12 protein-coding genes are annotated in these 12,951 nt (G+C 42.2%); 9 read left to right on the top strand and 3 right to left on the bottom strand.

Going from position 1 to position 12,951, the window contains the following annotated elements; genetic code table 11:
- Positions 1-51 precede the first annotated feature (51 nt).
- From VR862_RS15610 to VR862_RS10240, 9 genes are all read left to right on the top strand, one after another.
- A complete protein-coding gene (locus tag VR862_RS15610) occupies positions 52-294 on the top strand; it encodes a DUF4160 domain-containing protein (protein ID WP_416384495.1) in 243 nt (80 codons plus the stop codon).
- A complete protein-coding gene (locus VR862_RS10205; protein WP_324720866.1) occupies positions 281-541 on the top strand; it encodes a DUF2442 domain-containing protein in 261 nt (86 codons plus the stop codon). Before VR862_RS15610 ends, VR862_RS10205 begins: the two co-directional genes overlap by 14 nt.
- Positions 538-1,476 carry a mevalonate kinase family protein gene (locus VR862_RS10210; RefSeq protein WP_324720867.1) on the top strand — a complete coding sequence of 313 codons (939 nt, stop codon included), beginning with the start codon at positions 538-540 and terminating at the stop codon, positions 1,474-1,476. Before VR862_RS10205 ends, VR862_RS10210 begins: the two co-directional genes overlap by 4 nt.
- Positions 1,477-1,485: 9 nt before the next feature.
- A complete protein-coding gene (locus tag VR862_RS10215) occupies positions 1,486-2,391 on the top strand; it encodes a geranylgeranylglycerol-phosphate geranylgeranyltransferase (RefSeq protein WP_324720868.1) in 906 nt (301 codons plus the stop codon).
- 294 nt (positions 2,392-2,685) lie between these two features.
- Positions 2,686-3,585: a pseudouridine synthase gene (locus VR862_RS10220; protein ID WP_324720869.1), complete on the top strand. Its 900-nt coding sequence runs from the start codon at positions 2,686-2,688 to the stop codon at positions 3,583-3,585.
- A 262-nt stretch (positions 3,586-3,847) separates the two neighbouring features.
- On the top strand, positions 3,848-5,245 hold the full coding sequence (locus VR862_RS10225) for a type III PLP-dependent enzyme domain-containing protein (RefSeq protein ID WP_324720870.1): 1,398 nt from the start codon (positions 3,848-3,850) through the stop codon (positions 5,243-5,245).
- 63 nt (positions 5,246-5,308) lie between these two features.
- Positions 5,309-6,184 (top strand): agmatinase, encoded by an 876-nt coding sequence (gene speB, locus VR862_RS10230; protein ID WP_324720871.1) that lies wholly within the window; start codon positions 5,309-5,311, stop codon positions 6,182-6,184.
- Entirely contained in the window at positions 6,177-7,148 is a 972-nt protein-coding gene (locus tag VR862_RS10235; protein WP_324720872.1) for a deoxyhypusine synthase family protein, read from the top strand. Before speB ends, VR862_RS10235 begins: the two co-directional genes overlap by 8 nt.
- A gap of 235 nt (positions 7,149-7,383) precedes the next feature.
- Entirely contained in the window at positions 7,384-9,183 is a 1,800-nt protein-coding gene (locus tag VR862_RS10240; RefSeq protein ID WP_324720873.1) for a serine hydrolase, read from the top strand.
- A gap of 157 nt (positions 9,184-9,340) precedes the next feature.
- Here VR862_RS10240 and mptB read toward each other — a convergent pair whose 3' ends face one another.
- From mptB to VR862_RS10255, 3 genes are read right to left on the bottom strand one after another with little or no spacing between them, the layout of a single operon-like run.
- Positions 9,341-10,717 (bottom strand): polyprenol phosphomannose-dependent alpha 1,6 mannosyltransferase MptB, encoded by a 1,377-nt coding sequence (gene mptB, locus VR862_RS10245; RefSeq protein WP_324720874.1) that lies wholly within the window; start codon positions 10,715-10,717, stop codon positions 9,341-9,343.
- Between the two features lie 21 nt (positions 10,718-10,738).
- A complete protein-coding gene (locus tag VR862_RS10250) occupies positions 10,739-12,241 on the bottom strand; it encodes a cellulose synthase family protein (RefSeq protein WP_324720875.1) in 1,503 nt (500 codons plus the stop codon).
- A complete protein-coding gene (locus VR862_RS10255) occupies positions 12,241-12,948 on the bottom strand; it encodes a glycosyltransferase family 2 protein (protein ID WP_324720876.1) in 708 nt (235 codons plus the stop codon). The genes VR862_RS10250 and VR862_RS10255 overlap by 1 nt, the downstream gene beginning before the upstream one ends.
- Positions 12,949-12,951 lie beyond the last annotated feature (3 nt).

Here is a 12,951-nt window from a genome sequence, read left to right on the forward strand (position 1 = left end):
AGAGATTATTTCTCAGTTAAATGTATATCTTTGCAGAGCTAAGGAAGTAAAATGCCAACTGTACATCTTGAAAAAGGCTTCAGGTTCTTTTTTTATTCAAACGAACATTTGCCGAAGCATATTCATGTGGAGGGCAAGGGAGGCGAATTAAAAGTTACTTTGGAATCCTTAACTTTGATGTACAATTATAATATTAAGAAGCAGGATTTAAATGCGATATTGGAAATAGTGAAACAAAATCGCTTTTATTTTCTTCGGAAATGGGATGAATTTCACGGGAATGAAAACAGTTAAGACTGACATAAAAATTAAAGAGGTTCTCTTCAGGGACGAGAAAATTTTCTTTTCTTTAGAAGACGGTCGCGAAATTGGTGCTCCGCTGAAATGGTATCCAAAGCTTTACAATGCTACGGAAGAAGAATTACAGGATTATAAAATTTCCCCCGGTGGTTATGGGGTGCATTGGAACAAGGTGGATGAAGATCTTTCTGCCTACGGGATGTTAACTCTCAACCAGGAAATAAACTCGCAGTTACTATGAAAGGACCTTTATTTTATTCAAAGATCCTCCTTTTTGGAGAGTATGGGATCATCAAGGATTCCAAAGGTTTGTCTATTCCCTATAATTTTTACAACGGGGCGCTAAAGGTGGACGAAAATCCTTCGGAAGCTGCTCAAAAATCCAACAGAAGCCTTAAAAGATTTGCCGATTATCTTGAAAACCTTCAGCAGGAAAAGCCTGAACTTGTTCAGTTCAACCTGAAGGAGCTAAAGGAGGATATTGAAAAAGGCATGTATTTCGATTCCAGCATTCCGCAGGGCTACGGGGTTGGAAGTAGTGGTGCGCTGGTAGCTGCTATTTATGACGAATACGCCGTTGACAAGATCACTGTTCTTGAAAATCTGACCCGCGAAAAGCTTTTAAAATTAAAGAAGATCTTTGGGGAAATGGAATCCTTTTTCCATGGAAAATCCTCGGGTCTTGATCCTTTGAACTCATATTTGAGCATCCCAATCCTTATCAATTCCAAAGATAATATTGAACCTGCAGGCATTCCTTCACAGACAGTGAATGGAAAAGGTGCTGTTTTCCTTTTGGACAGCGGTTCTGTTGGGGAAACTGCTCCCATGGTGAATATCTTCATGGAAAATATGAAGCAGGAACCTTTCAGAAAAATGCTGAAAGATCAATTTGTTAAACATACCGATGCCTGTGTGGATGATTTCCTTAATGGCGATGTGAAATCCCTTTTTGGGAACATCAAAAAATTATCTCACGTGGTGCTGGACAACTTCAAGCCTATGATCCCTGCACAATTCCATAAGTTATGGAAGCATGGAATTGAAACTAACGACTACTACCTGAAGCTTTGTGGCTCGGGTGGTGGTGGATATATTCTAGGGTTCACAGAAGATATTGAAAAGGCAAGAAAAGCGTTGAAGGATTATCGTTTGGAAGTGGTCTACAACTTCTAAAACAGCTCGATGCTTTCCATCTCCAAAAAGCGGCTTCTTCTTAAGATTCTCAGCTTTATATCGGTCGTTAGAGGCTACAATATTCTGGTGCTCGTCATAGCGCAGTACCTCACCGCGATGTTCATACTCGCGCCCGACTTACCTCTTAGAAATGTGCTTTTTGACCCCAATTTGTTTTTCATGGTCCTGGCAACTGCTTCCATTGTGGCAGCAGGGTATATCATCAACAATTTTTACGACAGCGAGAAAGATCTTATAAACCGCCCGCAAAAAACGATGCTCGACCGGTTTGTGAGTCAGCGTACAAAACTTTCGGTTTATTTTCTGCTCAACCTGGCGGGGATCTTCTTTGCCAGTTACATCTCCTTTAGAGCAGTAGTCTTTTTCTCGATCTACACTTTTGCGATCTGGTTCTACTCCCACCGGCTAAAAAAGATCCTCTTTCTAAATAATTTAATAGCTTCGATCATCACTATTACGCCATTCTTCGCGATCTTTTTGTATTACAAGAACTTTGACCTGGTGATCCTGGTTCACGCCGCTTTTTTGTATCTCATCATCTTGATGCGGGAAATGGTGAAGGATCTTGAGAACATGAAAGGAGACCTGGTGCAGGGATACAGGACGATTCCGATTGTGTATGGAGAAAACCTGAGTAAGGTGCTGTTGACAGTTCTTACCTTTTTGACGCTCATACCAATGTATTTCCTTATTTTCAGATTTGAAATAGGGAAAATGGATTACTTCTTTTATGGAGCAGCAGCCTTACTTTTCCTCTTCCTGCTTATCCTTTACTTCAGCAAGGCTAAATGGCAGTATTTGTTGTTGCATAACCTCTTAAAGTTCATCATTGTAGTTGGGGTATTTAGTATTCTCTTGATCGATATTGAGGCACTGTTGAGCAGAGTGTTTTAGATTTAATATTGAATATTTGATATTTATTATTGAAGATATAGATGCCACAGATGCACAGATAATTTTCTAATTACCGGCCTCTATTATTTCCTAATCTCCACAGATCACCAGCCCCAGTTAACTGTTCTCTAATTAACTATTTTGGAACTTGGTGCTTGTTTATTGGTGCTTTATCTCGAATTACTTCTTAAGCCACTAATTTTTCTTCTAAAAAAAGATACTGCTGAAAATCCTCTTTTTGAGACTTCAGGATATTGTTAAACATTCCAGTATCTTTGTTCAAAATTTAATATCATGAGTAGAAATGACAGGCCCACTGGCAGCAGGGGAGATCGCTCTTCGGGTAAATCCAGCAGTGGAAGACAGGGAGGTGCGGGTAGAAGCAAATCCCATTCCCGCGGAAATGCCCCGGTAGGCCGAAATGAGAAGGATCCGAAAAATATGTCCCGCGGCAATGCCCCGGTGAAAAGAAATGAAGGAGGAGCAGGTCTAATGCGTCTCAACAAGTATGTTGCAAATTCAGGCGTTTGTTCCCGAAGGGATGCCGATATATATATTGCCGCAGGAAATGTCACCGTCAATGGCAAGGTAGTGACCGAAATGGGCTACAAGGTCAAAGTCACCGACGAGGTGAAATTCGACGGCCGCCGCATCAATCCCGAAAAACCTGAATACGTTCTTCTAAACAAGCCAAAAGGATTCTACGTTACCGGAAGTTTGGAGAAAAAGAACAGAACTGTTCAGGATCTTATTGCAAATGCATCAAAGTCAAAACTGGACCCCGTTGGAAAACTGGATACCCAGGCCACAGGATTGATCCTGTTCACCAATGATGGTGCGCTTGCCAAAAAACTGGGGAATTCTAAAAATGGAATAAGACAGATATATCACGTGGAGCTCGATCAAGATCTGGCCTATGACGATCTCCAAAAGATCAAAGAAGGAGTTACCCTGGAGGATGGAGTAGCTAATGTTACTGAGATAAGCTATGTGGAGAACAAACCGAAGCGGGAAATTGGGCTGGAGATTAAAAGCACAAAGCCTCACATAGTGCAGCGTATCTTTAAAAGCCAGGGCTACGAAATAGTAAAACTCGACCGGGTAGTATTTGGAGGACTCACGAAAAAAGACCTGGGAAGAGGCCACTGGAGAGTACTTACAAAACAGGAGATCATCAACCTCACCAATAGCTAAAAAATCCCTCAAATCTGGGATCGATTTTGAGTCGGAAAGTTGTAGAAGGAGATTTGTAAAAAAATCCTGCAGCTTTCCAGCTTTTTAATACATTTGCTTTTTATAAGCACAAAAATGAAAGAATTGCCGCGGACCTATTCCGTTTGGTTTTTGTACTCTTCCTCCTTTGGCTGCTACGGCCTTAACAAAGATTTATCACCTTATTTTTTCAGCATTGGCTTATAATTTCTACTTTTTAATTTTAATCCTTATTACGTAAAAATTGAATACGAAGTACAGCGATCTAATCGACCAGACTTACTATTTCCCCCAGGAAGAATTTACAGTAGAAGGTAGTGAACTTCATTTCCATGGAATTGATCTCATGGAACTGGTAAAAGAATATGGAGCTCCGCTCAAGTTCACTTATCTCCCCAAGATCTCAGAAAATATAAATAAAGCCAAGACCTGGTTTGCCGATGCTCTTAAAAAGCACGATTACCCCGGCACCTATAACTATTGTTACTGCACTAAGAGTTCCCATTTTGAGCATGTGCTTAACGAGGCTTTAAAGAACGACATTCATATTGAAACTTCTGCTTCGGTAGACATCAATATTGTCGAGAATCTTAAGAAAAACGGGAAAATCAACAATGACACCTATGTGATCTGTAATGGTTTTAAGAGGAACGGTTACATCAGCAATATTGCGAACCTCATTAACAACGGCCATTATAACTGTATTCCCATCATTGATAATTACGAAGAGATCGATCTGCTTTCAGAAGCAATTGATGGCAAATACAAGATCGGGATAAGAATAGCTTCGGAAGAGGAGCCAAAGTTCGAATTCTATACATCAAGGCTGGGAATTGGATATAAGAACATAGTACCTTTTTACAATAAACAGATCAAAGACAATGAGCAGGTGGAGCTTAAAATGCTGCACTTCTTTATAAATACCGGGATTCGTGATACTGCATATTACTGGAACGAATTGCTGAAATGTCTCAGGGTGTACATTAACCTGAAGCGCATATGTCCAAGTCTGGACAGTCTGAACATTGGGGGAGGATTTCCCGTAAAGAATTCTCTCGCCTTTGATTATGACTATAAGTACATGGTGGAAGAGATCGTTAACCAGATCAAGATAGCCTGTGATGAAGCTGAAGTTGAGGTGCCACACATCTTTACTGAATTTGGTTCTTTTACAGTAGGTGAAAGTGGTGGTGCCATTTATGAGATCCTCTACCAGAAACAGCAGAATGACCGGGAAAAATGGAATATGATCAATTCCTCATTCATCACCACCTTGCCAGATACCTGGGCCATAAGTAAGAAGTTTGTGATGCTCGCAGTCAATCGCTGGAACGATGAATATGAACGGGTGCTGTTAGGTGGCCTTACCTGTGACAGTGATGATTACTACAATTCTGAACAGAATACCAACGCCATTTATCTGCCCAAATACAAGAGGGATAAGCCACTTTACATCGGCTTTTTCAATACAGGTGCTTACCAGGATACTATTGGGGGCTATGGAGGGCTACAGCATTGTTTGATCCCTCAACCTCGTCAATTGCTCATTAACCGGGATAAGAATGGAGAGCTGGAAGTAACTTTGTTCAGGGAACAGCAGGAACCACAAGAATTCCTTAAGATCCTTGGATATGACAAGTAAATTATTTTTCTATTTTTAATTATATAAACCTGAAGCAATTAGAACACAACAATCGCTAATAAAATGAATAAAAAGAATTACGCCGGCATTCCGGACAAGTATGCACGTTTAGATGACGCAAAAGTAGTTTTGATCCCGGTCCCCTATGATGGGACAAGTACCTGGGGTAAGGGTGCCGATAAAGGCCCGGACGCTTTTCTGGAAGCTTCAGAGAATATGGAGCTGTTCGATATCGAAACCCGTACAGAAGTCTATAAAAAAGGAGTGTATCTTGCTCCGCCGGTGACAGAAAATTCTTCTCCCGAAAAAATGGTAGAAGCGGTTCACAAGACCGTTAAGAATTACATCAAACAGGAGAAATTCGTTACCATTTTTGGAGGCGAGCATTCCATTTCTATTGGTACAATCAGAGCTTTTAATGAAAGCTTTGAGGATCTTACTGTAGTGCAGATCGATGCCCATGCCGATCTTCGCCCCGAGTATGAAGGCACAACATGTAATCACGCGTGTGCAGTACATGAAGCAAGTAAGAAAACTAACCTAATCCAGGTAGGGATCCGTTCTATGGATGTTTCCGAGCTTGATCATATGGACGAAAACCAGGTGTATTGGGCGCATGACCTATATGAAGACTGGATGGATGATGCTATTGGGCAAATGACTCCAAATGTTTTCATTACTATTGATCTTGATGCCTTTGATCCTTCTATTCTTCCTTCTACAGGTACCCCAGAACCGGGAGGAATGTTCTGGTATGAAACTCTGGAATTTTTAAAGTTGATGTTCAAGAAGAAAAATGTAGTAGGATTTGACATTGTAGAGCTTAACCCAAATGAAAATGAAAGGTCATCAGACTTTTTAGCGGCGAAGCTTTACTATAAAATGCTGAGCTACAAATTCAAATATCTAAATAACACCGAAGACGAAGACGATGAGTAAAGGAGCAATTACAGAATTCCTCGAAAGACATTTTAAACATTTTAATGCTGCAGCCCTTGTGGATGCCGCAAAAGCATACCGGGAGCAGCTGGACAAGGGTAACAAGATGATGGTTACCATGGCCGGGGCTATGAGTACCGCAGAAATCGGCAAGATCTTCGCCGAGATGATCCGTCAGGATAAAGTGCAATTCATCTCCTGTACCGGTGCCAATCTGGAAGAGGATATCATGAATCTAGTTGCTCACACTCATTACGAACGCGTGCCTCACTACCGGGATCTAACACCTCAGGACGAGTGGGATCTGCTGGAGCGGGGACTTAACAGGGTAACTGATACCTGTATTCCTGAAGAAGAGGCTTTCAGAAGAATTCAGAAGCACATCGTGAAGATCTGGAAAGATGCTGAAGCTGCCGGGGAAAGATATTTTCCGCATGAATATATGTACAAGCTGTTGCTGAGTGGCGTAATGGAAGAATACTATGAAATTGACCTGAAGGATTCCTGGATGTATGCCGCAGCCGAAAAGAACCTTCCAATCGTGGTTCCCGGTTGGGAAGATAGTACCATGGGGAACATCTTTGCCTCCTATGTTATGAAAGGAGAGCTGAAGGCAAGTACCATGAAATCTGGAATTGAATACATGGGCTACCTTGCCGATTGGTACATGAAAAATACTGACAATGGAGTTGGTTTCTTCCAGATTGGAGGAGGTATAGCCGGAGATTTTCCTATTTGTGTGGTTCCCATGCTGTACCAGGATATGGAGATGCATGACATTCCTTTCTGGAGCTATTTCTGCCAGATCTCAGATTCTATGACCAGCTACGGATCTTATTCCGGGGCTGTTCCGAACGAGAAGATCACCTGGGGAAAACTGGATAAGGACACCCCTAAATTCGTTATAGAGAGTGATGCAACTATTGTGGCGCCACTAATTTTTGCCCACATTCTGGATATGTAAGGTTAGTTCTGAAAAGAAATTGAAAATCCCGGAGGCAAAACCTTCGGGATTTTTGCTTTTTTGGATACATAGTGCCTTCAGCTTTTCGACTTATTAATTATTCTTAAATTGTCACTTAAATCATGCAACCGGCTCGCGAAGTCACTATTTGTGCGGAAATGACATCCAGGTGACACGCATATGTCACCCAAAAAACAGCCTTTTTGAGGTAGTTTTGTTCCAAACATTATTCGATATGGACGATAAAAACAAACTTTCAGAGAATCTTGTATACCAGAGGAAGTTAAAAGGACTTACTCAAAAAGAACTGTCAGAAAGAACAAATGTTACCGTAAGGACAATTCAGAGAATCGAGAAAGGAGAAACAGATCCTCACCTTCAAACGGTAAAGCTATTAGCCACCGCTTTGGAAGTGGAAGTGGATGATCTTATTGTGCTTGATGACCCTAAAGAAGAGGATGTACAGAAGAAATGGCTGTTGCTCATGCATGCAACTCCTTTTATAGGCTTTGTAGTTCCGCTTGCAAATATTTTCATTCCGCTGTTCCTGTGGATACACAAGAGAGGTGATAACAGGATCTATGATGAGCACGGGAGAAAGGTGGTCAACTTCCATATTACAATGGCAGGTATTTTTGTAGTGGCTCTATTACTAATGATGATTATCGGCGGGGTTATTATAGGCGGTGGTCCAATTCTCACCATGATCATCCTCATCATCCCGTACGCTGTAGTAGTTATGCTGATCAACATCTTTACAGCGGTGAATAACCAAAAAAGCTATTATCCGCTGTCAATTCCTTTTATCAGAAAGAAAAAGAAGAATAAAACATCGGGTAAAGCGGCGGCTGCCATGGTTGTTTTCTTCTTTTGTTTCTCGGGATCGTGTTTTGCGCAGGAAATTGAACGCCTCGATGGATCGAAGATTTCTGCTGACTCTCTCACTCAGCATGTGAAATACCTAATGAAGGAGGCCAATGTTCCCGGCCTCGGAATAGCTGTTTATAATGAAGATCAACCGGTATATTCTGAAGTTTTTGGCTACGCCAACAACAATGATAAAAGAGAACTTAATAGGAGCAGTAACATGTATGGAGCTTCCCTGAGCAAAGCGGTCTTTACTGTAGTAGTCATGAAGCTGGTTGAGGAGGATGTTATTGATCTGGATACTCCTCTAGAATCCTATTTACCGAAGAAGATATACGAATATGAACCAAAAGCGGACTGGCATGATGATTACAGTGATCTTAAGAATGATTCTCTTTATCACAAGATCACGGCCCGAATGGCCCTGACTCATACTTCAGGTTTTCCCAACTGGAGGTTCTTTGAGCCAGATGAAAAACTACGGGTCAAGCAGGAGCCGGGGAGCGGCTATATGTATTCGGGAGAAGGCATGGTTTATCTTCAGGTGGTGCTGGAAAAGATCACGGGAAAGCCATTTGAGGAACTGGCACAGGAGATCGTCTTCAGGCCTTTAGGAATGGAGAGCTCCAGCTTTGTTTGGCAACCGCAATTTGAAGCAGATTACGCGCACGGACACAATGAAAAAGGACAGGCTTATAAGAAGGATAAGGATAATGAGCCACGGGCGCCCAGTACGCTCGAAACGACCTTCGAGGATTATAACAGGTTCTTATCGGCGGTTCTAAATCGGGAAATCCTAAAAGAGCAGTCCTGGAAGCAAATCTTTTCACCTCAGGTGAGAATCCGCTCATTGCGGCAGTTCGGCCCATTAGCCCTTGAGGAAGGGGATCTGAATGATGATATTGAAATGTCTTATGGACTGGGTTCAGGTGTATTCCAAACCCCGTACGGCCGGGGAGTCTCAAAAGGAGGAAACGGCAGTGGTTTCGAGCACTATTCTGTTCTGTTTCCTGAAGCGGGAAAAGGAATTCTCATTTTGACCAATAGTAAGAATGGGGAAAGCATTTTTAAGGAGTTGCTGGAGGTAGCTATTAAAGATGTTTACACGCCTTGGGAGTGGAAGAATTACATTCCCTATAATCAGGAAAAAGTAGCAGGAAGGGAATAAAATAGCTGAAGGCTTGAGCCACTGATGCACGGATATATCAGTTATGAGTTTAGAGTATTGATTTAAATTCGGTCCAGCTTATTGAAATTTGGTCCTGCCTACATTTTGTGCTGTCCTATGCCCACTGACAACTTTTTCTTAGTGCTCTTCTTTTGCCTTATTTTGCTTCGTGTGAAATCTTCAGATCCTCATTTGTGTCCTCTGCGGAAAACCTTTGCGGTCTTTGCGAGAAAATTTCGAAGTACATTACTCCGAACGCAATAACATACTCTACGGCAATGAGCCACAAATTCTCCTCATAATCTGGTTGAGAATAAGCAAAATAGCTCAGCACTACCATTAAACTCCAAACCTGTACAAATTTAAACCTCATAAACACCGAGAGTAGCAGTGGCGTTGCCAAATACCATGGATGCACAGTGGTTGCCAGGAACAGGTAGATCGCCGAAGCAAACATCATGCTGGTCATTAATCCTGGGAATCGGGAATTTTGCTTTAGAGCTGAGAGCATCAAAATTGAAAAGAAAACAAGAAGAGCCATGACCGGACCGGCATACGCAATGATGTTGTAGCCTTCTACCTGAAATCCTATCCACCTTACGAGATAGTAAAGACTGGCATTAAATTCGAATTTTTGAAACCACAGATTGATACTGCCGAAGAAGTTTTCCACAAATGCTCCTGAGAGAAATGGCAGGAAAAAGAGTATTAGAAAAGCTCCAGTAACGCAGTAGTAAGCTATGGCTTTTTTCCATCCCCATGTTCTAATGAGTAGCGGCAGGAACATCAACGGAATTAGCTTTACCGCAACAGAACAGGAAAACAAGAGGGCGCTAAAAAGCCATTTTTGACACTGCAGTAAATAGAGTCCTGCCAGGAGAAAGAATAGCATTACCCCTTCAAAATGCAGATTTCCGGTTAGTTCTATAATGATGAGCGGATTGAGTAGGTACAGGAAAATATTACTCTCCGGGAGCTTGAGATTCCTTAGTAATTTTCTTCCGAAGTAAAAGATCCCGATATCTGCAGCAATTATGAAAATCCGAAGCCAAACTATTGTGGCAAAAATGCTTTTGCCGCCCAGAAGTGCTGCAAGTGCAAAGAAGAGCTGGTTAAGTGGTGGGTAATTAGTGGGATTTCCTGCGCTTAGAGCACCCATCCCGTCAAATAACTCCTTTGCCCCTGCGACCGGAGGATCTCCCGAGGAGAAGTATTGCAGCGGAGTCTTTAAGTAAGGGTTTATGCCTTCTAACATCAATCTCCCGTCCCATATAAACCGGAAAAAATCCTGGGACAGGTTAGGGGTGGCGAACATAAAAAGTATACGAAATATGAGTGCGGCTGCAAGGAGTACTTTCAGGTTGGAGCGCTGCATTTGGAAGAACTTCCAGCTCAGGAAGAATAGCGCGACCCAGAGGGTCAACAGTTTGAAAAAATCGGTTCTTTCCAGGTCGTAAGCAAAGGATAGGTACAATGCGCAACAACTAAGGAAGAGAAGAAGGGGTATCTTATGAAGGCTCAGAGACTGTTTCATGCTTACTTTCTTCACAAGACCTCATAGTTTTTTTAAACCTTTGGGGTCTGCTTTTCTACCTGCTAAAATTTCAATATTTAAAGAAGCTAAAACAACATATGAAAACCCAAAAAACATCATAAGGTGAAACGGCAACAGACTATAGGTGCCGATCCTGAATGCAGAAAAAATGCCGAAGGCGAATAGCAGCATCAAGAGAAATTCCATGATCAGTTGAAAATTGATCTTAACTGGTGATCTAAAGGCTGCACTTGGCTTGCTGCTGAGGTTGAACTTTGGGGTTCTTATAAATTCACTTCTTTTCCCAAAATGTCCTTCCAGGATCGCAATGCTGTTATGCAGGGAAAGCCCCATGGCAATTGAAAAGAAAGTAATGAAGAGTCCGGTGAATTTAAAAATTGATAGTCGCTCTTTTTTGTGTTGTTCCTTATATGCAGTGTAGTACGTAACAAAAAAGATCACCGGACCTAAAAGAAAGATCAATGCTCCTGTAAAGAAACCGGAGTACACGGGATCATCCATTAAAAAAAGCACCGGAATACTAACTACTCCCATCAGGAGTACGACGAAAAAAAAGCTGCTGTTCAAAAGATGAAAAAAGCTGTGTACCCTGGTGCCAAAAGTGAGGTTTTTACCAAAGAGCACTTTTCTATAATTCTTCTGAAAATTCTCTGCTGCCCCTTTATTCCATCTGAACTGCTGGGAACGCGCAGCTGCGATGGTAACTGGAAGTTCTGCCGGAGTTTCAACTTCCTTAAGATATTTGAACTCCCAGCCCTTAAGCTGCGCCCGGTAACTCAGGTCGAGATCTTCAGTAAGTGTGTCTCCTTCCCAGTTACCGGCGTCTAGAATGCAAGATTTCCGCCAGACTCCCGCAGTGCCGTTGAAGTTGATAAAGTGTTTCCCGAAGTTTCTGCCGGTCTGCTCGAGGACAAAATGGTAGTCGAGCAAAAAAGCCTGCAGCTTCGTGAGCAGGGAAAAGTCTGCGTTTAAATGCCCCCAGCGGGTCTGCACCACGCCCAGTTTCTCATTTTTAAAGTAGGGGATCGTTTTCTTGAGCCAATCCCGCTTCGGAAGAAAATCGGAGTCAAAAATGGCAATAAATTCGCCTTTTGCAGTTTCCAGTCCGGCTTTAAGAGCTCCGGCTTTAAAACCTTCACGATGAGGACGGGTGATGTGTTGAATGGGAAAACCTTCAGCCTTCAGTTCCGCAATAATTTCAGAAGTCAGCGCTACAGAGTCATCAGTAGAGTCATCCAAAACCTGGACTTCAAGTTTGTTGTGAGGGTAATCGATTCTGGCGATATTCCGAAGCAGGCGCTCCACTACCGGCTTATCATTGTAAAGCGGCAGTTGAATAGTAACAAAAGGAATTTTAGAAGGCTCTGAAAAATGCCATTTTTGAGAGGTATCTTTTTTATTCCGGCTTTTACGGAAATTGAGTAGCAGGTGCAGGAGGGACAGACTGTACAGGAAAACAGCGAGCATCAAGAGAAAAAATATGATCACAACTGCTAATTCCATTATTTGAAACTGTATTTAAAGATCCAGGTTAAAATTTTTACGCCCGCCATGAAAGCCCCCTTTACGGTACCCGAAACTTTTGAAACTCCAATCCGGTTGCGGTAATGCACAGGCACTTCTTCATAGCTGTAGTTCTTTTTTAAGGCCTTAAGTTGCATTTCTACCGTCCAGCCGTAGGTCTTGTCTTCCATTTCAAGAGCCAGTAATTTCCCGTATTTAATTGCTCTAAAAGGGCCTAAATCTGTGAACCTGGCATTAAAGAACAATTTCATGAGACTTGTTGCCAGCCAGTTGCCAAAGATCTGCGGAAAAGTCATTGCTCCTTTCTCCCGCCAGCGTTTAACTCTTGCACCAATTACCATGTCCACATCCCGCTGCAGAATGGGCGCCACGACCTTTTCCAGTTCCTGCGGAAAGTCGCTATAGTCTCCATCTAAAAATACGATTATTTCAGGCTTTTCCGGAAGGTTGGCGATGTAATCCATACCCCTTAAGCAGGCATAGCCATATCCTTTTCTTGTTTCCCGCAGTACAGTAGCTCCGGCCTTTGCAGCATTTCCCTCTGTGGCATCTGTGGAATTGTTGCTCACTACGATCACCTCATCTACAAATTGAGGAATGTCCCGAATAACAAGACCAATAGAATCTGCCTCATTGTAAGCAGGAATAATGACTTTTATAAGGGATTCTTCAGAATAATTCTTCAAGAA

The sequence above is a fragment of the Salinimicrobium aquimaris genome (assembly GCF_035607535.1).
GTDB lineage: Bacteria > Bacteroidota > Bacteroidia > Flavobacteriales > Flavobacteriaceae > Salinimicrobium.